The sequence below is a fragment of the Pseudomonas sp. NPDC087697 genome, assembly GCF_044743155.1.
Lineage (GTDB): Bacteria > Pseudomonadota > Gammaproteobacteria > Pseudomonadales > Pseudomonadaceae > Aquipseudomonas.
In genome coordinates, this window is the sequence record NZ_JBIUVW010000003.1 from 213,799 (window position 1) to 239,878 (window position 26,080).

Annotated in this window: 29 protein-coding genes; 14 read left to right on the forward strand and 15 right to left on the reverse strand. The window is 59.2% G+C overall.

The features are described 5' to 3' along the window. Positions 1-124: 124 nt before the first annotated feature. A complete protein-coding gene (gene aceK, locus ACIPIN_RS04350) occupies positions 125-1,846 on the reverse strand; it encodes a bifunctional isocitrate dehydrogenase kinase/phosphatase (RefSeq protein ID WP_401115768.1) in 1,722 nt (573 codons plus the stop codon). Between the two features lie 130 nt (positions 1,847-1,976). Here aceK and ACIPIN_RS04355 point away from each other — a divergent pair, with 130 nt between their 5' ends. After that, complete coding sequence (locus tag ACIPIN_RS04355; RefSeq protein ID WP_401115771.1) at positions 1,977-2,885, forward strand: DMT family transporter; 909 nt, start codon at positions 1,977-1,979, stop codon at positions 2,883-2,885. Here ACIPIN_RS04355 and ACIPIN_RS04360 read toward each other — a convergent pair. Further along, a complete protein-coding gene (locus ACIPIN_RS04360; protein WP_401115773.1) occupies positions 2,882-3,745 on the reverse strand; it encodes a DMT family transporter in 864 nt (287 codons plus the stop codon). The genes ACIPIN_RS04355 and ACIPIN_RS04360 overlap by 4 nt on opposite strands. A 96-nt stretch (positions 3,746-3,841) precedes the next feature. Beyond that, positions 3,842-4,006, reverse strand: a complete 165-nt coding sequence (locus ACIPIN_RS04365; protein ID WP_401115776.1) for a hypothetical protein — start codon at positions 4,004-4,006, stop codon at positions 3,842-3,844. Between the two features lie 186 nt (positions 4,007-4,192). Between ACIPIN_RS04365 and ACIPIN_RS04370 the strand changes: the two genes are divergently transcribed. Both ACIPIN_RS04370 and ACIPIN_RS04375 read left to right on the forward strand, forming a co-directional pair. Beyond that, on the forward strand, positions 4,193-4,732 hold the full coding sequence (locus ACIPIN_RS04370) for a hypothetical protein (RefSeq protein ID WP_401115853.1): 540 nt from the start codon (positions 4,193-4,195) through the stop codon (positions 4,730-4,732). Between the two features lie 43 nt (positions 4,733-4,775). Continuing rightward, positions 4,776-4,934, forward strand: coding sequence for a hypothetical protein (locus ACIPIN_RS04375; protein WP_401115779.1), 159 nt, complete (start codon positions 4,776-4,778; stop codon positions 4,932-4,934). 57 nt (positions 4,935-4,991) lie between these two features. Here the strand turns inward: ACIPIN_RS04375 and ACIPIN_RS04380 are convergent, their stop codons facing one another. Further along, a complete protein-coding gene (locus tag ACIPIN_RS04380) occupies positions 4,992-5,930 on the reverse strand; it encodes an aspartyl/asparaginyl beta-hydroxylase domain-containing protein (protein WP_401115782.1) in 939 nt (312 codons plus the stop codon). A 261-nt stretch (positions 5,931-6,191) separates the two neighbouring features. Beyond that, complete coding sequence (cysK, locus tag ACIPIN_RS04385) at positions 6,192-7,166, reverse strand: cysteine synthase A (protein ID WP_401115785.1); 975 nt, start codon at positions 7,164-7,166, stop codon at positions 6,192-6,194. Positions 7,167-7,423: 257 nt separating this feature from the next. Between cysK and ACIPIN_RS04390 the strand changes: the two genes are divergently transcribed. Together ACIPIN_RS04390 and ACIPIN_RS04395 are read left to right on the forward strand one after the other, a co-directional pair. Further along, positions 7,424-8,269: a MoxR family ATPase gene (locus ACIPIN_RS04390; RefSeq protein WP_103316235.1), complete on the forward strand. Its 846-nt coding sequence runs from the start codon at positions 7,424-7,426 to the stop codon at positions 8,267-8,269. Between the two features lie 164 nt (positions 8,270-8,433). Then, positions 8,434-9,612, forward strand: coding sequence for a VWA domain-containing protein (locus ACIPIN_RS04395; protein ID WP_401115789.1), 1,179 nt, complete (start codon positions 8,434-8,436; stop codon positions 9,610-9,612). A 123-nt stretch (positions 9,613-9,735) separates the two neighbouring features. Here the strand turns inward: ACIPIN_RS04395 and ACIPIN_RS04400 are convergent, their stop codons facing one another. The 4 genes from ACIPIN_RS04400 to ACIPIN_RS04415 form a co-directional block, all read right to left on the reverse strand. Beyond that, positions 9,736-10,659, reverse strand: coding sequence for a biotin-dependent carboxyltransferase family protein (locus ACIPIN_RS04400; protein WP_401115792.1), 924 nt, complete (start codon positions 10,657-10,659; stop codon positions 9,736-9,738). Further along, complete coding sequence (locus ACIPIN_RS04405; RefSeq protein WP_401115795.1) at positions 10,656-11,360, reverse strand: allophanate hydrolase subunit 1; 705 nt, start codon at positions 11,358-11,360, stop codon at positions 10,656-10,658. The genes ACIPIN_RS04400 and ACIPIN_RS04405 overlap by 4 nt, the downstream gene beginning before the upstream one ends. Then, positions 11,357-12,109 carry a 5-oxoprolinase subunit PxpA gene (locus ACIPIN_RS04410; RefSeq protein ID WP_401115798.1) on the reverse strand — a complete coding sequence of 251 codons (753 nt, stop codon included), beginning with the start codon at positions 12,107-12,109 and terminating at the stop codon, positions 11,357-11,359. Before ACIPIN_RS04410 ends, ACIPIN_RS04405 begins: the two co-directional genes overlap by 4 nt. 69 nt (positions 12,110-12,178) lie before the next feature. Beyond that, on the reverse strand, positions 12,179-13,471 hold the full coding sequence (locus ACIPIN_RS04415) for an MFS transporter (RefSeq protein WP_401115801.1): 1,293 nt from the start codon (positions 13,469-13,471) through the stop codon (positions 12,179-12,181). 141 nt (positions 13,472-13,612) lie between these two features. On the opposite strand from ACIPIN_RS04415, the gene ACIPIN_RS04420 reads away from it, so the two are divergent. Both ACIPIN_RS04420 and ACIPIN_RS04425 read left to right on the forward strand, forming a co-directional pair. Beyond that, positions 13,613-14,542, forward strand: coding sequence for a LysR family transcriptional regulator (locus ACIPIN_RS04420; protein WP_401115803.1), 930 nt, complete (start codon positions 13,613-13,615; stop codon positions 14,540-14,542). Between the two features lie 141 nt (positions 14,543-14,683). Then, positions 14,684-15,871: an MFS transporter gene (locus ACIPIN_RS04425; protein WP_401115856.1), complete on the forward strand. Its 1,188-nt coding sequence runs from the start codon at positions 14,684-14,686 to the stop codon at positions 15,869-15,871. Positions 15,872-15,946: 75 nt separating this feature from the next. On the opposite strand, the gene ACIPIN_RS04430 is transcribed toward ACIPIN_RS04425, so the two are convergent. The 3 genes from ACIPIN_RS04430 to ACIPIN_RS04440 are packed head-to-tail and all read right to left on the reverse strand — an operon-like array spanning position 15,947 to position 17,809. Continuing rightward, entirely contained in the window at positions 15,947-16,489 is a 543-nt protein-coding gene (locus ACIPIN_RS04430) for a DUF2937 family protein (protein WP_401115806.1), read from the reverse strand. A 13-nt stretch (positions 16,490-16,502) separates the two neighbouring features. Continuing rightward, on the reverse strand, positions 16,503-17,279 hold the full coding sequence (locus ACIPIN_RS04435) for a class II glutamine amidotransferase (protein ID WP_401115809.1): 777 nt from the start codon (positions 17,277-17,279) through the stop codon (positions 16,503-16,505). Between the two features lie 32 nt (positions 17,280-17,311). Further along, positions 17,312-17,809: an MFS transporter gene (locus tag ACIPIN_RS04440; protein WP_401115812.1), complete on the reverse strand. Its 498-nt coding sequence runs from the start codon at positions 17,807-17,809 to the stop codon at positions 17,312-17,314. Between the two features lie 100 nt (positions 17,810-17,909). Between ACIPIN_RS04440 and ACIPIN_RS04445 the strand changes: the two genes are divergently transcribed. Together ACIPIN_RS04445 and ACIPIN_RS04450 are read left to right on the forward strand one after the other, a co-directional pair. After that, positions 17,910-19,964 (forward strand): S9 family peptidase, encoded by a 2,055-nt coding sequence (locus ACIPIN_RS04445; protein WP_401115814.1) that lies wholly within the window; start codon positions 17,910-17,912, stop codon positions 19,962-19,964. 180 nt (positions 19,965-20,144) lie between these two features. Next, complete coding sequence (locus ACIPIN_RS04450) at positions 20,145-20,618, forward strand: cyclic nucleotide-binding domain-containing protein (RefSeq protein WP_401115817.1); 474 nt, start codon at positions 20,145-20,147, stop codon at positions 20,616-20,618. On the opposite strand, the gene ACIPIN_RS04455 is transcribed toward ACIPIN_RS04450, so the two are convergent. Then, the gene (locus ACIPIN_RS04455) at positions 20,615-20,911 is read right to left on the reverse strand and encodes a hypothetical protein (protein ID WP_401115820.1); all 297 of its coding nucleotides are present in this window, start codon (positions 20,909-20,911) and stop codon (positions 20,615-20,617) included. The two genes, ACIPIN_RS04450 and ACIPIN_RS04455, sit on opposite strands and share 4 nt — an antisense overlap. Positions 20,912-21,028: 117 nt before the next feature. On the opposite strand from ACIPIN_RS04455, the gene ACIPIN_RS04460 reads away from it, so the two are divergent. From ACIPIN_RS04460 to ACIPIN_RS04475, 4 genes are all read left to right on the forward strand, one after another. Continuing rightward, positions 21,029-21,715, forward strand: coding sequence for a spermidine synthase (locus ACIPIN_RS04460; RefSeq protein WP_401115822.1), 687 nt, complete (start codon positions 21,029-21,031; stop codon positions 21,713-21,715). A gap of 183 nt (positions 21,716-21,898) precedes the next feature. Continuing rightward, positions 21,899-22,273 (forward strand): YajD family HNH nuclease, encoded by a 375-nt coding sequence (locus tag ACIPIN_RS04465; RefSeq protein ID WP_003184246.1) that lies wholly within the window; start codon positions 21,899-21,901, stop codon positions 22,271-22,273. Between the two features lie 208 nt (positions 22,274-22,481). Beyond that, positions 22,482-22,952: an RNA methyltransferase gene (locus tag ACIPIN_RS04470; protein WP_019692493.1), complete on the forward strand. Its 471-nt coding sequence runs from the start codon at positions 22,482-22,484 to the stop codon at positions 22,950-22,952. A gap of 69 nt (positions 22,953-23,021) precedes the next feature. After that, entirely contained in the window at positions 23,022-23,399 is a 378-nt protein-coding gene (locus ACIPIN_RS04475) for a DUF2892 domain-containing protein (protein WP_401115827.1), read from the forward strand. A gap of 94 nt (positions 23,400-23,493) precedes the next feature. Here ACIPIN_RS04475 and ACIPIN_RS04480 read toward each other — a convergent pair whose 3' ends face one another. Then, positions 23,494-24,723: a hypothetical protein gene (locus ACIPIN_RS04480; RefSeq protein WP_401115830.1), complete on the reverse strand. Its 1,230-nt coding sequence runs from the start codon at positions 24,721-24,723 to the stop codon at positions 23,494-23,496. Positions 24,724-24,761: 38 nt separating this feature from the next. Then, entirely contained in the window at positions 24,762-25,211 is a 450-nt protein-coding gene (locus ACIPIN_RS04485; protein ID WP_071551400.1) for a YcgN family cysteine cluster protein, read from the reverse strand. Between the two features lie 156 nt (positions 25,212-25,367). Between ACIPIN_RS04485 and ACIPIN_RS04490 the strand changes: the two genes are divergently transcribed. Then, the gene (locus ACIPIN_RS04490; RefSeq protein ID WP_401115833.1) at positions 25,368-25,961 is read left to right on the forward strand and encodes a nitroreductase family protein; all 594 of its coding nucleotides are present in this window, start codon (positions 25,368-25,370) and stop codon (positions 25,959-25,961) included. The last annotated feature ends 119 nt before the right edge of the window (positions 25,962-26,080 follow it).

A 26,080-nucleotide genomic window follows, 5' to 3' on the forward strand; every position in this document is an offset into this window, starting at 1 on the left:
GGCTGCGAAGCAGTCGTAAAACCTGCTTCCCGAGTATTCCTGATGTACCGCGAACACCGGTTTTGCGAGGACTTCGTCCTCGAACGCAGGCTTCGCCAGCTGCTACAGGGTTGTGCGGAGCCGGTTATTCGTTATCGAGGCCTTTGCGCCGATACGGGAACACATCGATCACTTTGCCGGCGCGAATCGCCTCTTGCAGGCCTTTCCAATAGTCGGCGTTGTACAACTCGCCATGCAGTTGATCGAATAACCGTCGTTGCGCGGAATCGGCGAACAGGAACGGCGGGAACTCCTCGGGGAACACATCCAGCGGGCCAATCGAATACCACGGCTCGGAGGCCATTTCGTCTTCCGGCGTGCGCGGCTGCGGGATGTGGCGGAAGTTGGCTTCGGTGAGATAGCAAATCTCATCGTAGTCATAAAACACCACCCGTCCATGTCGGGTGACGCCGAAGTTCTTCAGCAACATGTCGCCGGGAAAGATGTTCGCCGCCGCCAGTTGCTTGATCGCCAGACCATAGTCTTCAAGCGCTTCACGCACCTGAGCGTCGTTGGCGTGTTCCAGGTAGAGGTTCAACGGCGTCATGCGCCGTTCGGTCCAGCAGTGGCGGATCAACACGGTGTCACCTTCCACCTGGACCGTCGAGGCGGCGACTTCCAGCAACTCGGCCAGGCAAGCCGGCTCAAACTTGCTCAACGGAAAACGGAAGTCGGCGAACTCCTGGGTATCGGCCATGCGCCCGACCCGATCGACACTTTTTACCAAGCGGTACTTCTCGATCACCGTGGCGCGGTCGACGTTCTTCGACGGTGAGAAACGGTCCTTGATGATTTTGAACACGGTGTTGAACCCTGGCAGGGTAAACACGCTCATGACCATACCGCGCACACCCGGGGCCATGATGAACTGGTCGTCGGTGTTGGCCAGGTGATTGATCAACGCCCGGTAGAACTCCGACTTACCGTGTTTGTAGAAACCGATCGAGGTGTACAACTCGGCGATATTCTTGCCCGGCAGAATACGTTTGAGGAAACCGATGAACTCCGCTGGCACCGGCACATCGACCATGAAGTATGAGCGGGTGAACGAGAAGATGATCGACACGTCGGCTTCATCGGTGATCAATGCATCGATCTGAATCCCCCGACCTTCTCGGTGCAGAAACGGAATCACCAGCGGCCATTGCTCGTCGGTGGTGAAGATCCGCCCCACCAGGTAGGCGCCCTTGTTGCGGTAGAGCACCGAGCAAAACAGCTCGACGCTCAACTCCGGATCCTTGCAGACCCAGTCCGGCAGATTCTCGCGCAACTGGGCTTCCAGGCGCCGCAGGTCGCCGGACAAATTGGCGTAAGCCTCGCTGAAGCTGAAATCGACAAAGATCTGTTCGAGCATGCCCGACAGCGCGCCATGGGGCTTGTACAGACGGGTTTGCGCAGCCCGGGCGCGGTGCAGGCTAGGGCGCGTGGTGTGGATGAACATGCAGCCGTCGCTGATCAAGTCGTGACTGAACAACCCGCAAAACGTCGAGTTGTACCAGGTCTCGGACAGTTCATCGTCGAAACGCAGGTCGATCAGGCTGATGTAGGCGCTTTTCACCAGCGGCCAGCAGCTGACATCCAGCAGCACGTCAGCCTCGAAGGAGGCGCGCAGGCGCCCCACCACTTCACTGACCTTTTCTTCGTAGAGGTTGATCCGCGCCGCCGATGCTACCTGCGCTTGCTGCCACTGCGCCTGTTCGAAACGCCCCCGGGCGCCGTCAGTGATCTGACGGAAATGCTCGCGGTAATCGTCGAAGCCGTCGAGGATCATCTGGGCGATATCGGCGGCGGGCCATGGCTGCGGCATGTGGAGACCTCTGCGGGATGATTCTTATCGTTGGAGGCTGAGCTTAGAGGTCAATTGTTACGCAAAGCAACCATTGCCTTGGCTCCGGGAGGCAGCGACACTTGCGCCCTGATAATGGAAGGAACGAGCCGTGAACCCCGTCGATATTCTGCGTTTGCTGTCACTTGCCGCTATTTGGGGCGCGAGCTTTCTGTTCATGCGCATCATCGCCCCAGTGATTGGCACAATCCCCACTGCTTTTTTCCGTGTTTCGATCGCCGCCACCGGCTTGCTGGTGATTCTGGCGCTGATGCGGGTCAGTTGGGATTTCCGCGGCAAGTTCAAAACCGTACTGCTGCTCGGGGTGATCAACTCTGGCATTCCAGCGACCATGTACTCGGTGGCCGCTCAAGTGCTGCCGGCCGGCTACTCGGCCATTTTCAACGCCACCACCCCGCTGATGGGCGTGTTGATCGGCGGGCTGTTCTTCAGCGAAAGACTCACCACCTCGAAGATTGCCGGGGTTGGCCTCGGATTGTTTGGCGTCGCCATCCTGACCCGCGCGGGGCCCGTGGCTTTTGACATGGAACTATTGATGGGCGCACTCGCCTGCCTGCTGGCAACCACGTGCTACGGTTTCGCCGGGTTCCTGGCGCGGCGCTGGCTCGACCATCAGGGCGGCCTAGACAGTCGTCTCTCGGCACTGGGCAGCATGCTCGGCGCAACGCTGTTTCTATTGCCGTTGTTCGGCTACAGCGTCATCAGCCAACCGCCCGTTAGCTGGGGTGGCTGGAGCGTCTGGTTGTCGCTGCTGGGTTTGGGCCTGGGGTGCACGGCGTTTGCCTACATCCTGTATTTCCGCTTGCTCAGTTCCATCGGCCCGGTCAAATCGATGACCGTGACCTTCATGATCCCGCCGTTCGGGGTGTTGTGGGGCGCGTTGTTTCTGGATGAGCCGCTGTCGATGGCGCATCTGTATGGCGGGATGTTGATTGCGGGGGCGCTGTGGTTGGTGTTGAAGCCTGCGGCGCTGCCGAAGGCTTCAACGGTCAGCGATTAAGCGCTTTTACGGAACACAAACACCAACCCGACGATGATCAACAGCATGCCCAGCATGCTCAACATCGCCAGTCTGTTGCCGAAAATCAGGTAGTCCATCACCGCTGTCACGGCTGGCACCAGGTAGAACAAACTGGTGACATTCACCAGATTGCCTCGGGCGATCAGGCGATACAGCAACAAGGTCGCCAGCAGCGAAACCACCAATCCCATCCACAGCACCGGCACCACAAACCCGGTGCTGTGCTCGAAGTGGAACGGCTGGAATGGCACGAAAACGCCACACAACAACAGCCCGGCCAGGTACTGCACCGGCAGCGTGCCGAGAGGATTTTCGGTGATGCGCTTCTGCATGATCGAACCTACGGTCATGCTGACCAACGCCAGCAACCCAAAGAGCATCCCGGCCAGCGACATCCCGGCCAGTCCGATTCCCTGATAGACCACCATGATCAACCCCGTCAGCCCCAGTATCAGGCCAAATATCCGGCTCCAGGAGCGCTGACGTTCAATCAGCACCACGGTAAGGATCGGTTGAACCCCCATGATCGTGGCCATGACCCCAGGCGTAACCTTCAGGTCCAGCGCCAGCAGATAGAAAATCTGGTAGGCGCCCAGCAATATCAGACCGGTAGACGCGGCATAGAGCATCGGCTTGCCGCGACGGGGCAGTTTGAGTTTGAGGATGGGGATCAGGATCACCAGCCCAACCAGGGCAATGGCAAAGCGGATCAGCAGAAAAGCAAAGGGTGAGGCGTGAGCCAATCCCCACTTGGAGAAAATCGCCCCACTACTCCAGAGCAGAACGAACAGGCTCGTGGAAGCCGCCGCAAGCGCGGAGTTTTTTGAAATGAGCAACATGAAAACCACCTGTCATCAGGCAAAAAGCCAACTCAGCCGAAGCTGAAATTCAGTCGTTGTGTTCAGGCGGGCACAGGGAACAGCAGAAACCGCTGATCAGCCCGAGAAGCCAACACCTGGCGGTGAAACCACCGCGCACACCGGCGTGCGACTGACAGGAGGGGGATAGTGACTGATCTGCGCAGGCTGCAAATTCCCGCACGGCACGACGCCAGCGTTGACCGCTGAATCGACTACCGCGTTGATGAGGGATGCAGGCATGGGCTGATCTTTTTTGAGGGAGAAATCGCTGGTTGGAAACGCAACGAGCGCTGACTATAACCAGCGCTCGACACAGATTGCAATGACTTGACCAAAACGCCAGTAACGACAGGCAATGAAGCCCTGCCTACTCTTGAGATCAATAGAAACGCCCGCTATCGGGGGACATGGAACTCAAGAGATCAAATGCCAAGAGAACGGACTCATCTTCGGTATCAGTTGTACAGATCAAAAGCCAGGAAACTCGCTAACGCCATCACCACTCAATTGAACGCTCAGGGGCTGATTGACGGCACAGAAACTGATTTGTCCCATATACGTTTCGAAGCAATCGATGTTAAAGCACTGACGGCTTATAGCTTTTGGGGGGATGACTCACACTTTTCATGGGACGAGGTTATCAATTGGAAAACAAGGGAACCCATGTCTTTCGACCTTTCCATCTGGTCCGACCTAGAGTTGTGCGGGCTATTCTTCGCCAATCCAAACCAGAGCCGGCTTCGAGTCAAAATTGTTCGGCTGGAGGGAAAACCTGGCAAAACCCACCCCCTGAAAAACCGAATTGCCCCGCTGGCCCTGATTGCTATTGAGCATTACGCCCGGATCATTGGCAGTAGATTTATCGAGATTCAGGAACCGACCAGGGGAGCGATCCCGATCTATAAACAGCTCGGTTTCGAATTCGACGCTAAAGGCCGACTTGTGATGGCCGTAGAGAGCGGCTAGCATCGTGAAATCTGTTCAATTACTGATCAACACAGGAGGCTCCATGAGAGCTCTCGTTGAAAAAAGTACCGCCAAGCACGGATCGTCCAAGGCGAAAAAAAAGCGCGCTACTGAACTTTCTGCCAATCAGTTGCGCTTTATAAAGGCCGCCTTGGCCGGAACCCAGACAGAAGAACCAAGCCTCCTCGCTGGGCGCCCGTAACATTCGCCTCTTCAATAAAAAACCGCTCACAAGGAGCGGTTTTTTATTGAAGCGGCTTCAGCCAAACAACCAGTAACCCAATGCCGTCAGCACCACAACCGCCAATACTGGCCGCAGGGCGCGGTACAGCTTCGGATTACGGCGCTTCCACTGTTTGAATGCAGCACTGAACTTGTCACTGGAGTTCTTGCTCCAGGCATAAGCCTTGTTGATCCCGCCGACGCGCTCGTCATCGAGGTTTTGCGGCGCCGTAGCACGGCCCAGCAGACCACTGACACAACGGTTGATACGCGTCATCACGCGATTACTCAGCGGTCGCTCGATGTCACAGAACAAAATCACCCGGGTCGTTTCGGTTTCGTTCTTGACCCAGTGCACGTAGGTTTCATCGAACATCACATCTTCACCATCGCGCCAGGCATAGACCTGACCGTCGACAAAAATGCGGCAGTCGTCGGAGTTCGGTGTCGACAAGCCCAAGTGATAACGCAGGGAACCGGCAAACGGGTCACGGTGCGGGTTGAGGTGGCTACCGCCCGGCAACAGGGCAAACATCGCGCCTTTTACGTTGGGAATGCGGCTGACCAGCTCGACGGTTTTCGGGCACAACAATTCGGCTGACGGCAGTGGTTTGTCGTACCACTTGAGGTAGAAACGCTTCCAGCCCTTCTTGAAGAACGAACCGAAGCCGGCGTCGTTGTTCTTCTCGGCGGCGCGAATGTAGCCCTCGTCGAACAGGTGCATGGCCTCGTCACGAATGACTTCCCAGTTTTCCTTGAGCACATCCAGTTCCGGAAACTTGCTGCGGTCCAGATACGGTTTGGACGGCACTCCCGAGAACAGGTACATCAAGGCGTTGTAAGGAGCGAACAGCGCCGAGTGATTGACGAACTGACGCAAGACCGGCAAACGCGCCTTTCCGCGCAAATGCACGTAAAGGGTGCTGCCCACAAACAGCAGCAACAGCGAGGCCTTGGCAGCAAAGGAAAAGGTCATGCAACAACTCCTTGAGAATAAACAACGCTGCGCACCGCCCTTTACCCGGCGTGGCAGTCGGCCATGATAAACACTACCGACCTTCGAAAAAACCCGCATAACTGAACAATCAGTATTAAGGATTGCGCAACAAAGCAGTTATTAACATAAGGCGCCTGAACCCTGACTGATCAAAATCAAAAGATCGCAGCCTTCGGCAGCTCCTACGTTGGCGCAGGAGTTGGCGAAGGCTCGGGCCGCGTTCGGACGATCTTTTGATTGTTACTGCTGCAACTCTTGTTCGGTGAACAGATCGCTGAACAACATGCTCGACAGATAACGCTCACCGGAATCCGGCAGGATCACCACGATGGTCTTGCCCTGCATTTCCGGGGTTTCGGCCAGACGCACGGCAACCGCCATGGCCGCACCACAGGAAATTCCGGAGAGAATCCCCTCCTCCTGCATCAGACGCAGGGCCATGGCCTTGGATTCTTCATCGCTGACCAGCTCAACCCGGTCAACCATCGACAGATCGAGGTTTTTCGGCACAAAACCAGCGCCGATGCCCTGGATCTTGTGCGGGCTTGGCTTGATTTCCTCACCGGCCATGGCCTGGGTGATCACTGGCGAGACCACCGGTTCCACCGCCACCGACAGAATCGGCTTGCCCTTGGTGTTCTTGATATAACGCGAAACGCCGGTGATGGTTCCACCGGTGCCGACACCTGCGACCAGCACGTCGATCGCGCCGTCGGTGTCGTTCCAGATTTCCGGGCCGGTGGTTTTTTCGTGGATCGCCGGGTTGGACGGATTTTCAAACTGTTGCGGCATGTAGTACTGGGCCGGATTGCTGGCCAGAATCTCGGCAGCCTTTTCGATGGCACCTTTCATGCCTTTGGCGGGCTCGGTCAGTACCAGTTCGGCGCCAAGGGCCTTGAGGACCTTGCGCCGCTCGATGCTCATGGACGCCGGCATGGTCAGCACCAGCTTGTACCCACGCGCGGCGGCGACGAACGCCAGACCGATACCGGTGTTGCCCGAGGTCGGCTCGATAATGGTCATGCCCGGCTTGAGTTTGCCGCTGCTTTCGGCGTCCCAGATCATGCTCGCACCGATCCGGCATTTGACTGAATAGCCCGGATTGCGCCCTTCGATCTTCGCCAGAATGGTCACACCGCGAGGCGCAATACGGTTGATCTGCACCAATGGCGTGTTGCCGATGGAATGCGCGTTGTCAGCAAAAATGCGGCTCATGGCTGGGTCCTTATGCAGCGTTGGAGAAGCCTTCAAGGGTATGCCTCACACCTTTGGGCGTCCAGTCGCGACGAGCGGCGGCACACACTTTGTATCCAGTTCCTGAGCTGACCGAGTCACCCCGTGACGCCCCATTCAGAGACTGAATACGCCGTCTGCGTTCACAGTCGACCGGGAGCCGCGTTATAGTCGCGCATGACTTTTACTTCGCCCGCCCTGCCTGGCGCAGATCGGCGTTACCGTTCGAGGAATTACCGATGAAGTTCGAAGGCACCCGCGCATACGTCGCCACCGATGACCTGAAGCTGGCGGTCAACGCCGCCATCACCCTGGAGCGGCCATTGCTGGTCAAGGGCGAACCTGGCACCGGCAAGACCATGCTCGCCGAGCAGTTGGCCGAATCCTTCGGTGCGCGCCTGATCACCTGGCACATCAAGTCCACCACCAAGGCGCATCAGGGCCTGTATGAGTACGACGCGGTCAGCCGCCTGCGTGACTCGCAGTTGGGCGTGGACAAGGTCCATGACATCCGCAACTACCTGAAAAAGGGCAAGTTGTGGGAAGCCTTCGAGTCCGAAGAGCGGGTGATTCTGCTGATCGATGAAATCGACAAGGCCGACATCGAGTTCCCGAACGACCTGCTGCAAGAACTCGACAAGATGGAGTTCTACGTTTACGAGATCGACGAGACCATCAAGGCCAAGCAGCGCCCGATCATCATCATTACCTCCAACAACGAGAAAGAGCTGCCGGACGCCTTCCTGCGCCGCTGCTTCTTCCACTACATCGCCTTCCCGGACCGCGTCACCCTGCAAAAAATCGTCGACGTGCACTACCCGGACATCAAGAAAGACCTGGTCAGCGAAGCGCTGGACGTGTTCTTCGACGTGCGTAAAGTCCCGGGTCTGAAGAAAAAGCCCTCGACCTCCGAACTGGTGGACTGGCTCAAGCTGCTGATGGCCGACAACATTGGCGAAGCAGTACTGCGCGAGCGCGATCCGACCAAGGCCATCCCGCCGCTGGCCGGCGCCCTGGTGAAAAACGAACAGGACGTGCAGTTGCTGGAGCGTCTGGCGTTCATGAGCCGTCGCGGCACCCGCTAGGCTCTGTACGAAAACTGCCTGCGCGTCGATCAGGCTGCGTTAAAAACAGGCTCGGAATGCTCATTTAGTAAACTAAACTCCGCTTCCTCGCCTGTTTTTGCCTTGCCTGATCGCCGCTCGGCGAGCTTTCGAACAGACCCAAAGATTATTTAAGGGCGATAGCCATGCTGCTCAACCTGTTCAATGAAATGCGTGCAGCCAAGGTGCCGGTCTCGGTGCGTGAGCTGCTGGACCTGATCAACGCGCTGAAACAGCGCGTGACCTTCGCCGACATGGACGAGTTTTACTACTTGTCGCGGGCAATTCTGGTGAAGGACGAACGGCATTTCGACAAATTCGACCGGGCGTTCGGGGCCTACTTCAATGGCCTGGAAAAACTCGACGACCACCTTCAGGCGCTGATTCCCGAAGACTGGTTGCGCAAGGAATTCGAACGTTCGCTGACCGATGAGGAACGAGCGCAGATCCAGTCCCTCGGTGGCCTCGACAAGCTGATTGAAGAATTCAAGAAGCGCCTGGAAGAACAGAAAGAACGCCATGCCGGCGGCAACAAATGGATCGGCACCGGTGGCACCAGCCCGTTCGGCTCCGGCGGTTTCAATCCCGAAGGCATCCGGGTCGGCGATGCCGGCAAACGTCAGGGCAAAGCGGTCAAAGTCTGGGACCAGCGCGAGTACAAGAACCTCGACGATCAGGTCGAGCTGGGGACGCGCAACATTAAGGTTGCCCTGCGGCGGCTGCGCAAATTCGCCCGTCAGGGTGCGGCAGATGAGCTGGACATCGACGGCACCATCGATCACACCGCCCGCGACGCGGGGCTGCTGAATATCCAGATGCGCCCGGAGCGACGCAACAACATCAAGTTGTTGCTGTTGTTCGACATCGGCGGCTCGATGGACGCCCATGTGAAAATCTGCGAAGAGCTGTTCTCGGCCTGCAAGACCGAGTTCAAACACCTGGAGTACTTCTACTTCCACAACTTCATTTATGAATCGGTGTGGAAGAACAACATGCGCCGTGGCTCGGAACGCACGGCAACCATGGACCTGCTGCACAAGTACGGCGCCGACTACAAAGTGATTTTCGTCGGCGACGCAGCCATGGCGCCTTACGAAATCACCCAGGCCGGCGGCAGCGTCGAGCACTGGAACGAAGAAGCCGGTTATGTCTGGATGCAGCGCTTCATGGAGAAGTACAAGAAGCTCATCTGGATCAACCCGTACCCGAAAGACACCTGGGGCTACACCTCCTCGACCAACATCGTGCGCGATCTGATCGAAGACCAGATGTTCCCGCTGACCTTGCGCGGGCTGGAAGAAGGGATGCGGTTTCTCTCGAAGTAATCTTTGTTTGTGTTGTCTGCACTGGCGCCATCGCGGGCAAGCCTTGCTCCTACAGGTTTTGTGTCGTTTATCAATGCTGCAATCGACCCAAATCCGTAGGAGCAAGGCTTGCCCGCGATGCTTTTAGCGGTTGATGAACCTGCGCAAATACTCGACTTGTTGTCGATGTGCCGTTTCCTGCACCACTGGCGCCAACCGGATCTGCTGCCCCGGCAAACACTGCGCCAGCCGTGCCAACGCCAACGGCGTCAACGCCCCTAACCGTGGATAGCCGCCGATGGTCTGCCGATCATTGAGCAACACGATCGGCTGCCCATCCGGTGGCACCTGAACCGCGCCCAGCGGGATGCCTTCGGAGATCATCGGCTTGCCTTGATACTGCAACGCCGTCCCCAGCAAGCGGATGCCCATGCGATCAGCGCGGCTGTCGAGGGTCCAGATACGGTTGAAGGCATCGAACAGGCTTTGCCCGCTGAACTCACCGTGTTGCGCACCGAGCACCAGATCCAGTGGCTGATTCAACGTGAAGTCCGGTCGCTGCTTGTGTGGCACCTCGCGCAGAGCCTGCGACGATCCCGAATAACTCAACTCGGCACCTCGCGCCAATGGCCGGCCAAAACCGTCCAGCCCACCGAGTTCTTCACGCACCACCGTCGCACAACTGCCCAACACCTGGGGCGCGTTGAAACCACCGGGTGCCGCCAGATAGGCACGGGCACCGAGCAAGGGTTGGGTGAATTGCAAACGCTGACCTTTCTTCAGGTGGAAACTGCGCCACGGCGCCAATGGCTGGCCGTCCAGCAACGCCCCCAGGTCCGCCCCCGCCAGCGCCAGGCAGCAATCGTCCCTGGCCTCCAGCGTCAAGCCGCCGAGGGTGACTTCAATCACCGCCGCATCCAGTGAATTGCCCAGCAGCCAGTTGGCCCAGGACATCGACAGCCAGTCCGCCGCCCCGCCCTGGGTCACGCCCAGATGCCGCACGCCGAATCGGCCGGCGTCCTGCAGCAGACACAGCGGCGTGCTGGTTTCGATCGTCAAACGGCTCATGCCTGTACCTCCAGCGGCGTATCGTCGCCGCCCAGATTGACGAACTCGGCATGACTGACCGCCGCAAAGCGCACCGTATCGCCCGGCTGCATCAGACTGTAACCCTCGCGCTCGCGGTCGAACAGTTTGGCGGGGGTGCGGCCGATCAGGTTCCAGCCACCCGGCGATACCACCGGATAAGCCGCTGTCTGCCGCTCGGCAATCCCCACGCTACCAGCCGCCACGCGCTTGCGTGGGGTATTCAAACGGGGCGCGGCCAGCACTTCTTCAACCAGCCCCATAAAGGCAAACCCCGGCACAAACCCCAACGCGAACACCTGATACTCACGCTCACTGTGGCGGCGAATCACCTCCCCCACAGTCAGCCCGCTGCGCTGAGAAAGCAGGCTCAGTTCAGGCCCGACACTCACGTCATACCAGACCGGCAACACATGGCATTGACCACTGGCCCGGGCGTTGGGTGTCAGATCGCTCAAGGCTTCGGCGATCACTTCCCGCGCCTGAGAAGGGCTCAACGCGAGCAGATCGTAATGCACCATCAGGGTCGTATAGGACGGCACCAGATCGATCAAATGTCCAGCAAACCCAACGCGCAGTCGCTCGCTGGCGGCGAGCATCCACGGCATGTTAGCTTCGGCGATTTCATCGAACAGCCGCACCATCAGGCAATCGATGGCTACCACTTCAACCCGTGGCTTCATGGTGCGCTCTGCTGATTCAAGGCCTCGCGGATCCGTTGCACGGCCGCCACCGAACTGGCGTTGTCGCCGTGTACGCAGAGGGTGTTGGCCTGCAAATGCAAGGCGCTGCCGTCGCTGGCAACCAGACTGTCACCGCGAGCGATGGTCAGCGCCTGTTGAATTATTTTCTCTGGATCGTGATGCACCGCACCTGGCAACTGCCGCGAAACCAGATGCCCGGCGCTGTCATAGGCGCGATCGGCGAACGCTTCGAACCACAGCGTCACACCGTACTCATCGCCGATCAGCTGAGCCGCGCTGTTGTCACGAGTTGCCATCAGCATCAGCGGCAGTTGCCGGTCATACGCCGCGACGGCTTGAATCACCGCACGCAGTTGCGCCGGATTGGCCATCATGTCGTTGTACATCGCACCGTGGGGTTTGACGTAACTCACGCGAGCGCCCTGCGCCCGGCAAATGCCGTCCAGCGCGCCGATCTGGTAGTGCAGAAGATCCTGAAGCTCCTGTGCGGTATAGGCCATGGAACGACGACCAAATCCCACCAGATCCTGATAAGCCGGATGAGCGCCAATCTGCACGCCATGGCTCAGCGCCAGGCTGACAGTCTTGCGCATGATGCTCGGGTCACCGGCATGGAAGCCGCAGGCGATGTTGGCGCAATCAATGTACGGCATCACTTCGGCATCCAGACCCATGGTCCAGTGACCAAAGCTTTCGCCGATATCGCAGTTCAATAGCAGGCGGCTCACGGTGGGCGCTCCTTTAAGCTGTTGTTGTTTTAGCGACGGGACATTTCTATCTGTCCCGAAGATTATCAGTTACTGCGCATCGAGTTGCTTGCCACGGGTCTCCGGCAGGCTCAATGCCGCCAGGATCACCACGCCATAGGACACTGCCGCGAACGCACCGATCCCGACACTCAGCGGCACTTTCTGGCTGAGCAAACCGATCAGCAGCGGAAACAGCGCCGCCAGCGCCCGGCCGACGTTGTAGCAAAAACCCTGACCGGAACCGCGAATCCGCGTCGGAAACAGCTCGGTCAAAAATGCACCCATGCCGCTGAAAATCCCCGAAGCGAAGAACCCCAGCGGAAAGCCCAGCCAGAGCATCACGCCATTACTGACCGGCAGTTGGGTGTAGAGCAGCACAATGGTGAACGAGCCGACCGCGAACAGAATGAAGTTCTTCTTGCGACCCAGAATGTCGGTCAGGTAGGCGCTGATCACATAGCCTGCGTAGGACCCGACAATCACCATCGCCAGATATCCACCGGTGCCGAGTACGCTCAGTCCGCGCTCGTTTTTTAGGAAGGTCGGTAGCCAGGAGGTGATCGCGTAGTAACCGCCCAGAGCGCCGGTGGTCAGCAAGGACGCACGCAACGTGGTGCTAAGCATGCCGGGGGCGAAAATCTCGTAGAACTTCGACGGGCTGCTCGGTTCCTGTCTGGCCTTGGCCTGGCGGTAGATTTCCGGGTCCTTGACCAGTCGGCGCACGAAGATCACGAAAATCGCCGGCACGATGCCAAGGATGAACAACGCTCGCCAGGCGTCTTCCGGCGGCAGGATCGAGAACAGCAGCGCATAGAGAATCGCTGTCAGGCCCCAGCCCAAGGCCCAGCCGGATTGCACCATGCCCACAGCCTTGCCGCGATCCTTGGCCCGGATCACTTCACCCATCAGTACCGCGCCGGCGGTCCATTCGCCACCGAAACCGAAGCCCATCAATGTTCGGGCGATTAGCAGTTGTTCGTAGTTTTGCGCGAAACCGCAGAGGAAGGTGAAGCCGGCAAACCACAGCACCGTCAGTTGCAAGGTGCGCACGCGACCGATGCGGTCAGACAGAATCCCGGCGACCCAACCGCCAATGGCCGAAGCGATCAGCGTGCTGGTGTGGATCAGCCCGGCCTGGCCTGTGGTGATGCCCCACATGGCGATCAGCGTCGGCACCACGAAACTCAACATCTGAGTGTCCATGCCGTCCAGGCCATAGCCGATCTTGCAGCTCCAGAAAGTCCGGCGTTCCTGCTGATTGATGTTGCGATACCAGTCGAAGGGACCGGGGCGGCTCTCAATCTTGGGCTTGGCGACATTGAGCGTGTCGGGCGCACTCATGGCAAATCTCCGCTTGGTTTTTATTGGTATTGTTCTGAATCTCCACGACGCCTATCGTGGGTTTGGCGCATTTTTCGACGACGGCGCCCTGCCCGTCCAACTAATAAAAGCCCTGCCAAGGCATAAGAAAAAGTTGATCGCATGAACCTCAAATTTCTCGAAACCTTCGTGTGGGTCGCCCGGCTGAAAAGTTTTCGCCTGACTGCCGACAAGCTCTTCACCACCCAGGCATCGATTTCCAGCCGCATTGCAGTGCTCGAAAGCGAGCTTGGGGTAAAGCTTTTTCTACGTGATTCACGCGGCGTGAAGCTGACGCCCGAAGGCGTAAAGGTGCTCGATTACGCCGAGCAAATGATCGACACCATGCAGGCGCTCAAGCAGTCGCTGGAGACGCGTTCAAGCAAGGTCGGGCGGGTTCGCATCGGCGTGATGGACACGGTCATTCACACTTGGCTCAGTCCGCTGGTGGCGCAGATGACCGATCACTATCCGCTGCTAGAAATCGAATTGGTCGCCGATACCTCGCTGAACCTCTGCGATCAGCTGCAAAAAGGCTTTCTTGATTTGATTCTGCAAACCGACCTGCTGCGCCAGGAAAGCGTGCGCAGCCTGGAACTGGCCAGCCACCCGATTGGCTGGATCGTCGCCAGCAATTCGATCTACAACCGCGACTACACAAGCGTCGCCGAACTGGCCCGTGAACGGATCATCACCTACTCGAAAAACTCCCATCCGCATCAGGACGTGCTCAGTCTGATGCAGGCCAATGGCGTGCTCGCGCCAAAGCTCAGTTGCGTGAACTCGGTGTCGGCGATTACCCGATTGCTGCGTGACGGTTTCGGTATTGGTGCCTTGCCGCCGGTGTTGGTCAGTGAAGAACTGGCCCGGGGCGAATTGACCTTGCTGGCCATCGACCAACGCCCGCCCAACCTGCAAGTGGTGGTGTCGTGGCGGGTCGGTGCGGAGTGGGTCGAGGAGATCGTGGCGTTGTGTCAGCAGGTCGTGGAGCGCTATGCGCAGAAGGTCGGCGAGCAGTACATCGTTTTGAGCAAACCCTTGGTGAAGCTCTGAAAAGGACCTTTCCCACACCGCAAGCAGGCGTTTCTATCATTGGCATTATTTTCAAGGAGGTATTCTCAGCGCGCTTTCAGCTAAACACCTGTCCAGAAGGAATCGGACGTGATGCGCGCTCACACGCAAAAACAGCCCTTATTGCCTGCTGACGGTCGCACCTTGCGACTGCTGATCGTCATCCAGTTGGTCTCTATGGGCGCGATGGAAATGAGCGGCCCGTTCTGGCCTTTGCAGATCCAGCATCTGCTCGGCCCAGAGGGCGCCGGCTACACCGCGCTGTTATCGGCGCTGGTCTATGCCGGTCCGATGCTCGCGGCCATGCTCCTGACTCCCGTGTGGGGTCGGTTGGGAGATCGCACCGGGCACAAGCCGATGATCGTTCGGGCGTTACTGGCACTCGCACTGTGCCAAGGGTTGGCGGCCATCACCCTCGACCCGTGGCTATTGGTGGGCATTCGCGTGATGCAAGGCGCGTTGGCCGGTTTTCTCGCAGCGGCGCAAGCCTATGCCTTGGCCTGCTGCGACAGTTCCCGGCGCGGTCACACCTTGGCCCGTCTGCAATCGGCGACCGCCGTCGGCTCGTTGATCGGCCCGGTGCTGGGCGGTTGGTTGATGGACGTCTCGGGGTTTGCCCTGCTCTGTTATGGCGCGACGGCGATTTGCCTGCTGTGCGCACTGGGGAGTTTTTTCCTGCCGACCGACAAGGCGCAGGCAGCGAAGAAAAAACCTGTTGCGCCGGCGGCCCTGCCCAAAGGCTGGCTCGGTGGAATCCTGTTGGTAATCGTGTTGATTCAGGCCGCGAAGATGATGCCGCAGCCGTTCTACGCCCTGTACGTCGCGAACATTCTGCATGCCCCGAGCTGGCTGATCGGCGCCACCTATGCAGCGAGCGCCGCAACCCTGGCCATTTCCGCACCGCTGTGGGGACGCCTGTTCGACCGCTGGCAGCCGGCCTACACCTTGCGCGTCATCGAAGCCGTCGCCTGGCTGTGCGCCCTGACGCTAGCGGCCACGGCACTGGCCAACGAATGGCTGGGATTTCTGCTCAGTCGGCTGGTCTGGGGTATCTGGCAAGGCGCCCTGCTGCCCGTCGCGTACGCATTGATTGCCAATACCGTGTCCTCAAGCCAGCAGGGTTTTGCTCTCGGCCTCGGCAACAGCGCGGCCAAGGCCGGCGCTCTGCTGGGGGCCGTTCTCGGCGGTATCGGCATGGGAATGGTGGGGCTGGCTCACAGTTTCTGGCTGGTGGCGCTGACCTATGTGTTTGCCGCCATCGGGATCCGCTGGGTGCGCTCATTCGCCGCCACGCCCGGCCCCTCGCAATGAAGATGCGTTTTAACCGGTCAGCCGCACCGCATCGCTGCAATTCCCGGCAAGCCGGCATCGACAATTTCGACGGTATTACAAACCGCGCATATCGCGTTCTTCAATCGGCCGGCTCTGGCGCAGGCGCTTGCCGCCCAACACCACCCAGTCGATCAGACGGAACAGGCATTCCAGACCGAACGACAGCAACATCGCCCCACTCAGCCCCCAGCCCATGGCTTCAGGTGTCAGCAAAAGCTGGTAGCTGTAGCCATTCCAGGTTTCCTTGCGAATATCCGGATCAGCGGCCAACACCACCTGCAAGACGCGGATGTACCACGGGCCTTGCATGGCCTGGAATTGCTTGTCCAACGCCAATTGGCGAGTGAGCAAAGTACTCAGGCTGTCGGCATCGCTGCGAAATACCGGGTCTTCACTGGCACGGTAATGCGCGACCAGTGCTTGCAGGTCGCCCTTGAAGAACTGCTCGGCAGTGCCCTGAAAGCCCCGCAGACCGGTCTGCGCTTCGATCAGATGCGCCTCGACCCGCTTCGCGTAATCGTTGATGAAACCCGGCACTTGCACACCCACCAACAGGCCGATCGCAAACAACACCAGCCGCAAATAACTGAGCAACATAAAAAGGTGTTCCTTATTCGGTCTTGCCCTGACTGACGCATTCACCGCGTCGCCACAGGCTCCACTGGCCCGGTTCATAACGGGTCCAGGTTTCGTTTTCGGTCAGGGGTTCGGTGGCAATGACCGTCACCACATCGTTAGGCGTGGTTTCGGACTGGAAGTCGACGATCACGTCCACATCCTTCAAACGTGCAGGACCAAACGGAGCACGACGGGTGATCTGCGCCAATTTGGTCGAGCAATAACAAAACAGCCAGTCACCGTCGCTCAACAGGCAGTTGAACACGCCTTTGCTACGGTATTCGGCGCACGCCGCCACCAGGCTCGGTAGCAACTGCTCGACTTCGACCGGTTCCGGGAAGGCTTCACGCACACGATTGAGCACGTCGCAGAACGCCGCTTCGCTGTCGGTATCGCCAACCGGCCGGTAAAAACTGGCGGTCGGCTGGAAGTCGGCGAGTTGACCATTATGCGCAAAACACCAGTTGCGCCCCCACAACTCACGCACGAACGGCTGAGTGTTGGACAGACAGACCTTGCCGACGTTGGCCTGGCGGATGTGCCCGATCACCACTTCGCTTTTGATCGGATAGCGCTGCACCAGCAGTGCGACTTCGGAATCGCAACTCGCCGCCGGGTCCTGAAACAAACGCAGGCCACGGCCCTCATAAAAAGCGATGCCCCAGCCGTCCCGATGCGGACCGGTTCGACCGCCACGCTGCATCAGCCCGGTGAAGCTGAACACGATATCGGTCGGGACATTGGCGCTCATGCCCAATAACTCACACATGCCGGGACTCTCGCTTCAATGCCGGGGCAACGTCAAAGACGGGGTTCGACTCGCGAACGCTGGGGGTTGCTGGGAACCGGCGGGCGACCATATCGATCATCGCCAGCACCGCCAAAGGGTTGATCATCATCCGGATCGGCCGCCTTGGCAGCAGCTTTCGCGGCGGCCTCCCGTTCCTTGCGGGCGTTGGAGGCGCGTTCGACAGGAAAGCGGATCAGCGCGAAGATCAGGTAAATCCCGAAGACGATCATGCCGTACATGAACAGGTCGGAGATCGCCCGCCAGGCGTTGTTACCGACCTTGAACATCAGGTCCAGGGCCGTAATGGCGATGGCCGGGGCGAATTTCTCCTTCACCGGATCAATGATGGTCGGGCTCAACAACAGCACGGCCACGAGCAGACGCAGTGGCTCGCGCAACCAGCGCCACATCCAGCGGGTCAGGCGCATCCACACCAACAGGCAGCCCAAAGCGGCAAAGGCGTAAAGGCCCCAAGCGATCAGATAGTCGTTCTCGGTCATGGTGTCCATGGCAAGGCAGGCAAAGAGGCGCTTATGATAACGGCTTTTCACTGATCAGGCTGCCCCGCTGACAGTGAAGTCCTTTTTGCATAACGCCCGAGAGCCCTTCATGCCCCTATCTGCCCACGTTTACAGCGCCCCGATTGCCCACAAGGCCGAGGGTGATGACCCGTACGCCTGGCTGCAGGAGCGCGACAGCGCGCAGGTGCTCGACTACCTCAAGGCTGAAAACAGCTATCAGGAAGCGCAACTGGCCGATCAGGCCGAGCTGCGTGAAACCCTGTTCAACGAAATAAAAAGCCGGATTCTCGAAACCGACCTGTCGCTCCCCTCCCCGTGGGGCCCGTACCTTTATTACACCCGCACCACTGCCGGTGACGAATATGCCCGGCATTACCGCTGCCCACGCCCGGCCGACGACAGCCTGCTGGTCGACGAAAGCCAGGAACAGCTACTGCTCGATCCCAACGTGCTGGCCAACGGCGGCTTTTTCTCGCTGGGCGCCTTCAGCATCAGCCCGGACCACCAGCGCCTGGCCTACAGCCTGGATACCAGCGGCGAAGAAATTTACACGCTGTTCGTCAAGGAGCTGTCCAACGGCAAGGTCAGCGAACTTGCGTTCGAGGACTGCGACGGCAGCATGACCTGGGCCAACGACAGCCTGACGCTGTTCTTCGGCGAGCTGGACGATACCCATCGTCCGCACAAGCTGTTTCGTTATCGACTCGACGGTACCGCCGCCGAAGAAGTCTTCCACGAACCGGACGGGCGGTTTTTCCTGCACTGTTACCGCTCAAGCTCCGAACGCCAGTTACTGCTATCGCTGGGCAGCAAAACCACCAGCGAAGTCTGGGCGCTCGATGCATCGCAGCCACAAGAGGCATTCACCTGCCTGGCGCCACGGATTGAAGATCACGAGTACGACGTCGATCACGGCAAGCTCGACGACCAATGGAGCTGGCTGATTCGCAGCAACCGCGACGGCATCAACTTCGCGCTGTATCAGGCCGCCGACACCGGCGTCGTGCCGACGCAAGACGACTGGCAAAATCTGATCCCTCACAGCGACACGGTGATGCTTGACGGCATGAGCCTGAATGCCTCGGCCATGACCCTGAGCCTGCGCGAAGGTGGTTTGCCGATCATCGAAGTTCACCCGCAAGGCCTGCCCGCCTACCGCGTGCAGCTACCGGACGCGGCCTACAGCCTGCATGTGCAAAACAGCCTGGAATTTGTGAGCGACAAGATCCGCCTGCGCTACGAGGCGCTGAATCGCCCAGCGCAGATTCGTCAGCTCGACCTCGCCAGCAGCGAACAGAAAGTTCTCAAGGAAACCCCGGTACTCGGCCCCTTCGACGCCGATGCCTACATCAGTCAACGTCTATGGGCGACCGCGCCCGATGGCACACAGGTACCGATCAGCCTGGTGGTCAAACGCGAGATGCTTGGCAAACCGACGCCGCTTTACCTCTACGGCTATGGCGCCTACGGCGAAAGCCTCGACCCGTGGTTCTCCCACGCGCGCCTGAGCTTGCTCGATCGCGGTGTTGCCTTCGCCATCGCCCACGTGCGCGGTGGCGGTGAATTGGGCGAAGCCTGGTATCGCGCCGGCAAGCAGGAACACAAGCAGAACACCTTCAACGACTTCATCGCCTGCGCCGAACACCTGATCGCCAACGGCTTCACCACCTCAAAACAACTGGCCATCAGCGGCGGCAGTGCGGGCGGATTGCTGATCGGTGCGGTACTCAACCAACGGCCGGAACTGTTCGCGGCGGCGATTGCCGAGGTGCCGTTCGTCGATGTGCTCAACACCATGCTCGACCCGGATCTACCGCTGACCATCACCGAATACGACGAGTGGGGCAATCCTGAAGAGCCAGCGGTTTATGATCGGATCAAGGCTTACGCGCCGTACGAAAACATCAGCGCACACGCCTATCCGGCGACGCTGGTGATCGCCGGCTACAACGACAGCCGCGTGCAGTACTGGGAAGCGGCCAAGTGGGTGGCCAAGTTGCGAGCGACCAAATCCGACAACAATCTGCTGCTGCTCAAGACAGAACTGGGCGCCGGCCATGGCGGAATGAGCGGGCGTTATCAGGGATTACGTGACGTAGCCCTCGAATACGCATTTGTTTTCAAGGTATTGAGCATCGCCTGAGGAACTCTGCCCGCCGGCCCGGTCTTAAATGTGGGAGCGGGCTTGCTCGCGAAGAGGCCATCACCTTCAACATTATTGTTGACTGACACACCGCTTTCGCGAGCAAGCCCGCTCCCACAATAGATTTACGGATACCCCTTATTCGAACCTGCAACAGACACAAAAAAAGACCGTGACGACATGCCTGAACCGACCTCATTGAACACCGAAATTCGCGACTGGCTGATGGACTGTGGCCTGTTCGATCAGCTGCAACTGGCCGATTTCACGGCGGCTGCCGGCTACTTCAGCATCAGCACCATCGCCCAGGGCGACGAGATCTTCCACGAGGGCGATGCCGGCAGCTTCATGTGCATTATTCACTCGGGCCAGGTAGCGGTGCAGAAAACCAACAGCGACGGCAAGCGGGTGACCATCGCAACGTTGCGCAACGGCCGGGCATTCGGCGAAATGGCCGTACTCGACGGCGAACGGCGCTCGGCCAGTTGTGTCGCGGCGAGTGATTGCCAACTGCTCAACCTGGGCAAGGACTCGCTGGAAAAGATGCTCAACGACGCACCGAAAATCGCTGCGAAGATCATCCGCGCCATCGCTGTGTCGTTGTCCAAACGCCTGCGCATGGCCGACGGCCAATTGCTCTCGCAACAGATTTAACCGCCGGGGGATTTGTTTTTTTGCTGGGTCTGCTCAAGCCCCGGCAAGGTCTGATCCTTTGGCGGATTGGGTATTTCGACCGGTGGCAACAGGGTTGCACCGCCGCTGCCGCTGCCGCTGCCGGCCTTGGGCACACTGGTCGGGGTAATCTGCGGGTACGGCGTGGGGGTTGCGGTACCGGGTGAGCCGGGTGCCGCTGAAGGTGTAGTCGGGACTGCTTGCAACTCTTGCGCCTGCGCTGCACTTATCGAGAGCGCGGCCAACACAATGACCGTTAGAATGGTGCGCTTCATCAATGGCTCCGTTGCCCTTGCTTGATGCCTTAAGGCTACTCCCAACCGCGCAAGATTGCCTTTCTCAATGCCGGTTTCCCCTCCCTGATGCCAGTTTCCCTCCTTAAAGAGAGCCCCATGAAACGTTTCGTTCTACTCGACACCACCCCGATCCCCGAAAACGGCGGAGCCCTGTGCCTGTTCGAGTACGGCGAAGATTTCGTCATCAAGATCCAGGGCGGTGACGGCGGACAACTGATGAACACCCGCATGCATGGTTCCGAAGATGCCCTGGCCGAGATCCCCTGCCGCAAGGTCGCCGGCCGTCCGAATTCACGGGTGTTGATCGGGGGCCTGGGCATGGGGTTCACCCTGGCTTCGGCGCTCAAGCATCTGGGCAAGACCGCTGAAGTGGTGGTCGCCGAACTGGTGCCGGGGGTGGTCGAGTGGAACCGCGGGCCGCTGGGCGAGAAGTCCGGACGACCGCTGCTCGACCCGCGCACGGTGATCCACATGGATGACGTGGCCAAGGTCCTGCAGGCCGAGCCGCAAGGTTTCGACGCAATCATGCTCGACGTCGACAACGGCCCCGAAGGCCTGACCCAGAAAGCCAACAGCTGGCTGTACTCGTCCGGCGGCCTGAGTGCCTGCGCCAAGGCCCTGCGCCCCAAAGGCGTGCTCGCGGTGTGGTCGGCCAGTGCTGACCGGCACTTTTCCGACAAACTGCGCAAAGCCGGTTTCAAAGCCGAAGAAGTACAAGTGTTCGCCCATGGCAACAAGGGCACCCGGCACACAATCTGGATTGCCGAGAAGCTCAAGGGCTGAGCGTGGGCCTGTCATCACTTATTTCCTAGGCCGCGTTGCTCGGAGCTTGTTTGGAATGACCAAACTACGCTCCTCGCGCCTTGCCCTGCACCACAGCAGACCCGGCGCGGCCTAGGAAATAAGTGATGACAGGCCCTACACTCTATTCATAACCGTCATTAGTCTTTTTACAAAGGTGAACCCATGAGTTCGTCAACGCCTCCCTCCAACACGGCCAAACTGGACCGCATCCTCGCCGACGCCCAGCGCGACCGTGAAATGGGTTACCGCGACAAGGCCCTGAAGATGTACCCGCACGTCTGCGGACGCTGCGCCCGTGAGTTCTCCGGCAAGCGCCTGAGCGAGTTGACCGTGCACCACCGCGACCACAACCACGACAACAACCCGCAGGATGGCTCCAACTGGGAGCTGTTGTGCCTGTACTGCCACGACAACGAACACTCGCGCTACACCGACCAGCAGTACTTCGGCGACGGCTCGCTGAGCACTCCGAAAATCGCCAAGGCGACGCATAATCCGTTTGCCGCGTTGGCGGGGTTGATGAAGAAAGACGAATGAAGATCTTCAGCGCCTGAGCGGGCCTCATCGCGAGCAAGCTCGCTCCCACATTGGTCTTGGGTGATCACAAATAGTGTGTTCACAGAAGATTCCCTGTGGGAGCGAGCCTGCTCGCGATTGCAATAGACCCAACGCCACCAATCTACAATCTGACCGCCCTCTCGCAATCCCCGTATAATCGCGGTTTTTCTCGAAGGGCACCCCGCTCGTGGCAAACAAACGGTACAGCTGCATTGGTTTGTATAACCCCAAATCACCGGAGAACGTCGGTTCGGTGATGCGCGCCGCCGGCTGTTACGGTGTGGCGTCGGTGTTCTACACCGGCAAGCGTTATGAACGCGCCCGTGACTTTGTCACCGACACCAAGAAAATCCATCACGACATCCCGCTGATCGGTATCGACGACCTGAAGAAAATCCTCCCGCTGGGCTGCGTCCCGGTGGCGGTCGAGCTGGTCGACGGCGCCCGTTCGTTGCCCGAATACACCCACCCGGACCGTGCGCTGTATATCTTCGGCCCGGAAGACGGCTCGCTCGATAAAGAGATTCGTGAATGGTGCGAAGACGTGGTCTACATCCCGACCACCGGTTGCATGAATCTGGCCGCCACCGTCAACGTGGTGCTTTACGACCGCATGGCCAAGGGCAATAACACCCGTTCCGGTCCAAAATTTCGCTGAATGCTGAATGGAACGAGTCGGCCGCCTGCGCAGTCAGCTGTATATCCATTGCCCCTGAGGAGACAGGTCATGAGCGACATCAAACCCGTTGAGCGTATCGACTCCACGCCGTTCCAGACTCAACCGACACAGAACGTCCAGGGCTGGGAACGTATCGGTTCGCTGGCCGGCGGTGTGGTGATGGTGGGCAAAGGACTACGCCGCGGTGGCGTATTCGGCCTGATTGAGGTCGCGCTTGGTGGTGTAGCTCTGGCCCGGGGGATCACAGGCCATAGTTCGGCAAAAAGCTTCTTCGAAAAAAGTCGTCAGGACATGGCCAATGTCCGTTCGAAAATCGAACGGGCCGGTGAAGAGCTCAAAACTCTGAAAGCCAGTGCCGATGCGGCAACCCGTACCGCGACGGTGGCAGGCAATGATTCGCTGAAGTCGCCCAAGGCCGGGGTTTGATCAAAAGATCAAAAGATCGCAGCCTTCGGCAGCTCCTACGCAGGTGTGCCTGTGACCCTGTAGGAGCTGCCGAAGGCTGCGATCTTTTTTGTGATTATCGCAGCAACTCAGTATCCAGCACCTTAGAGGGCTCGCCGATAATGCTCTCGGCCAACGCCACAAACTCTTTGGTGCTCACCCGTCCGAGGTCCATGGCGCCGCGTAACATGTCGTCCAGTGAACGCTTGTTGCGGGTTTTCAGACGAATCTCGCGGTCCAGTTCCTGCAACAGCAACACCGCTTTGGCTATGGCCTCCGGGCTGAGCTGATAACCGCGCAGGGTGCTGACTTTATGGCTGACCTTGGCCATTTTGTCTTCCAGTGTCTGATAACGCTCATCGCTCATGCCGCCGGCACGGCGCAGCAGTTCAATGGCGTAGTACTCGGCAAAGCCCTCGCTGATCCAGTCACTGCGATCACTGTCCTTGATCCGCCCGAACACCTGGGCCAGCTCACGGATCAACGGGCTGCTGCCGCTTTCGCTGACCAACGGCGAACGACTGTGCAGATAAATCGACTCGTGCCCGGCCAGGCTGCCGCGCCACATCGGGTCGGCGGCCCCCACAATCAGCAGCTTGCCGGGATGACGGGGGTACAGCGCCTGCACTTGCGGCCAGACGAAGGTCAGCAGAGTCAACACGTCCATCCGGCGCATGCCCTGCCCTTGCGGCGAGACGACCGTGACTTCGGTTTCTCCCAGGCGCGTGCGGCGGCTACCCAGGTTGCCGGCGAGCATCCAGCCCGTAGGCCGGTCGAGTCGCCGAGAAACGTTGTCGATGCGGAAGCGGTTCTTGCCGATCCGTGGCCAAGCGGTCTCGACGCTTTTCCAGCCCTCCGGTAATTCGAATTCCAGCCGCGACACCAGTTCAATGCCGTCCTGCTGATCCAGGCGCGCCGCCGGGACCAGATCGTCGCCACGCATCAGCGCCCAATTCGGCGTCATACGGGTATCGAAGCTGGCGTTCTTCAGGGAATGGCTGATGCGTACGCGGTAGGTCAGGCTGGCCTTGTCGGCAGCCGGGCGCCATACACCTCGTGTCACGTTACCCGGTGTGAGCTGCCACTGACCGTCGGCCTTGAAGTCGCTGTATTGGCTGCCGTCGCCCAGATCAAAATCCAGGCTGTGCACCGCCGAGCCCTGCGCCAGGGTCAAGCGCACTTCGGCCTGATCGCTTTGCGGCAGCAATCGCACGTGGTAATCCAGATCGACTTTCTTTGCCGCCCACACCGGTGAACTCAGCAACAGCAGCGACAAAGCCAACGGCAGCCTCAATCCCACAGCCATACACACTCCCTCGTGATTTCTTTCTGGAACGCGGAGCGTCAGCCCGCGCGAAAAATCAGATGATCTTCCCAATCATCCTCAGCCACGCTGCCTTCGGCGAGCATGCGCCCGGACTGGGAAATACGCTCGTGGTGCACTGCGTCACGATCGCCGCAAACCAGGTGATGCCAGAGCGGCAAGTCCTTGCCCTCACTGACCAACCGGTAACCGCAGGTCGGCGGCAGCCACTTGAACTGATCGGCCTTGCCCGGCGTGAGCTGGATGCAATCGGGCACTGAATCGCGACGGTTCGGATAATCGGTGCACTGACAGGTTTTCAGGTCCAGCAGTTTGCAGGCAATGCGCGTGTAGTAGACGCTGTTGTCTTCTTCATCCTCAAGCTTTTGCAGGCAGCACAGGCCACATCCGTCGCACAACGACTCCCACTCTTCTTGATCGAGTTGTTCGAGGGTTTTGCGTATCCAGAAAGGTTCGACTTTGGCGGCCATGGCTCAAGCATCAACATCAGGTGGTGAAAAGGCCGCCAGTCTAGTACCCAAGACCCCGCGGGCCAAGCGCTGGCGACTGTCGGTATAACAGGACTTGTCAGTTATCACGCCGCAAAGTAGCTTTGCGCGTCATAAACGTAGTCAGGAAACTCGTCCATGAGTGCTAATCCCCGCGTTGCCGAATATGCCATTCACCCACAGTTCACTGACCGCTGGTCGCCGCGCGCCTTCACCGGTGAAAGTATCCCTGAAGAAACCCTGCTGAGCTTCTTCGAGGCCGCTCGCTGGGCGCCGTCGGCCTACAACTCGCAGCCATGGCGTTTTCTCTACGCGCGCCGCGACACGCCGAACTGGGAGCGTTACCTGGGTCTGCTGAACGAGTTCAACCGCAGCTGGGCGCAACACGCCTCGGCCCTGGTGATCGTCATCTCGAAAACCACCTTCACCGTGCCTGGCGCCACTGAAGAAACCCCGGCCCTGTCGCACACCTTCGACACCGGTTCCGCCTGGGGCCATCTGGCGCTGCAGGCCTCTATCAGCGGCTGGCACACCCACGGCATGGCCGGTTTCGATCAGGAGCTGACCCGCAAGGAGCTGAACATTCCTGAAGGCTACGCGCTGCACGCAGCGGTCGCGGTCGGCAAGCTGGGTGACAAGGCGACCCTGGCCGATTACCTGCAAGCCCGCGAAGAGCCAAGCCCGCGTCGCCCATTGAGCGAGCTGGCGGCTGAGGGTGATTTCAGCCTGTAAAAAACAAAAGATCGCAGCCTACGGTGTTGTGGTTCAGTTTTTTTGAACCGCTCTGTAGGAGCATTAGGCCGCTTGCTGCTCAAACAGCGCAGGCGGCAGGTGGTTCGAGGCGGAGTGGC

Coding starts and splice junctions, on each gene's coding strand:
- aceK (WP_401115768.1), bottom strand. CDS start 1,846: ATGCCGCAGCCATGGCCCGCCGCCGATATCGCCCAGATGATCCTCGAC.
- ACIPIN_RS04360 (WP_401115773.1), bottom strand. CDS start 3,745: ATGTTGCTCATTTCAAAAAACTCCGCGCTTGCGGCGGCTTCCACGAGC.
- ACIPIN_RS04365 (WP_401115776.1), bottom strand. CDS start 4,006: ATGCCTGCATCCCTCATCAACGCGGTAGTCGATTCAGCGGTCAACGCT.
- ACIPIN_RS04370 (WP_401115853.1), top strand. CDS start 4,193: ATGCCAAGAGAACGGACTCATCTTCGGTATCAGTTGTACAGATCAAAA.
- ACIPIN_RS04375 (WP_401115779.1), top strand. CDS start 4,776: ATGAGAGCTCTCGTTGAAAAAAGTACCGCCAAGCACGGATCGTCCAAG.
- ACIPIN_RS04380 (WP_401115782.1), bottom strand. CDS start 5,930: ATGACCTTTTCCTTTGCTGCCAAGGCCTCGCTGTTGCTGCTGTTTGTG.
- cysK (WP_401115785.1), bottom strand. CDS start 7,166: ATGAGCCGCATTTTTGCTGACAACGCGCATTCCATCGGCAACACGCCA.
- ACIPIN_RS04390 (WP_103316235.1), top strand. CDS start 7,424: ATGAAGTTCGAAGGCACCCGCGCATACGTCGCCACCGATGACCTGAAG.
- ACIPIN_RS04395 (WP_401115789.1), top strand. CDS start 8,434: ATGCTGCTCAACCTGTTCAATGAAATGCGTGCAGCCAAGGTGCCGGTC.
- ACIPIN_RS04400 (WP_401115792.1), bottom strand. CDS start 10,659: ATGAGCCGTTTGACGATCGAAACCAGCACGCCGCTGTGTCTGCTGCAG.
- ACIPIN_RS04405 (WP_401115795.1), bottom strand. CDS start 11,360: ATGAAGCCACGGGTTGAAGTGGTAGCCATCGATTGCCTGATGGTGCGG.
- ACIPIN_RS04415 (WP_401115801.1), bottom strand. CDS start 13,471: ATGAGTGCGCCCGACACGCTCAATGTCGCCAAGCCCAAGATTGAGAGC.
- ACIPIN_RS04420 (WP_401115803.1), top strand. CDS start 13,613: ATGAACCTCAAATTTCTCGAAACCTTCGTGTGGGTCGCCCGGCTGAAA.
- ACIPIN_RS04430 (WP_401115806.1), bottom strand. CDS start 16,489: ATGTTGCTCAGTTATTTGCGGCTGGTGTTGTTTGCGATCGGCCTGTTG.
- ACIPIN_RS04435 (WP_401115809.1), bottom strand. CDS start 17,279: ATGTGTGAGTTATTGGGCATGAGCGCCAATGTCCCGACCGATATCGTG.
- ACIPIN_RS04440 (WP_401115812.1), bottom strand. CDS start 17,809: ATGGACACCATGACCGAGAACGACTATCTGATCGCTTGGGGCCTTTAC.
- ACIPIN_RS04445 (WP_401115814.1), top strand. CDS start 17,910: ATGCCCCTATCTGCCCACGTTTACAGCGCCCCGATTGCCCACAAGGCC.
- ACIPIN_RS04450 (WP_401115817.1), top strand. CDS start 20,145: ATGCCTGAACCGACCTCATTGAACACCGAAATTCGCGACTGGCTGATG.
- ACIPIN_RS04455 (WP_401115820.1), bottom strand. CDS start 20,911: ATGAAGCGCACCATTCTAACGGTCATTGTGTTGGCCGCGCTCTCGATA.
- ACIPIN_RS04460 (WP_401115822.1), top strand. CDS start 21,029: ATGAAACGTTTCGTTCTACTCGACACCACCCCGATCCCCGAAAACGGC.
- ACIPIN_RS04465 (WP_003184246.1), top strand. CDS start 21,899: ATGAGTTCGTCAACGCCTCCCTCCAACACGGCCAAACTGGACCGCATC.
- ACIPIN_RS04475 (WP_401115827.1), top strand. CDS start 23,022: ATGAGCGACATCAAACCCGTTGAGCGTATCGACTCCACGCCGTTCCAG.
- ACIPIN_RS04480 (WP_401115830.1), bottom strand. CDS start 24,723: ATGGCTGTGGGATTGAGGCTGCCGTTGGCTTTGTCGCTGCTGTTGCTG.
- ACIPIN_RS04485 (WP_071551400.1), bottom strand. CDS start 25,211: ATGGCCGCCAAAGTCGAACCTTTCTGGATACGCAAAACCCTCGAACAA.
- ACIPIN_RS04490 (WP_401115833.1), top strand. CDS start 25,368: ATGAGTGCTAATCCCCGCGTTGCCGAATATGCCATTCACCCACAGTTC.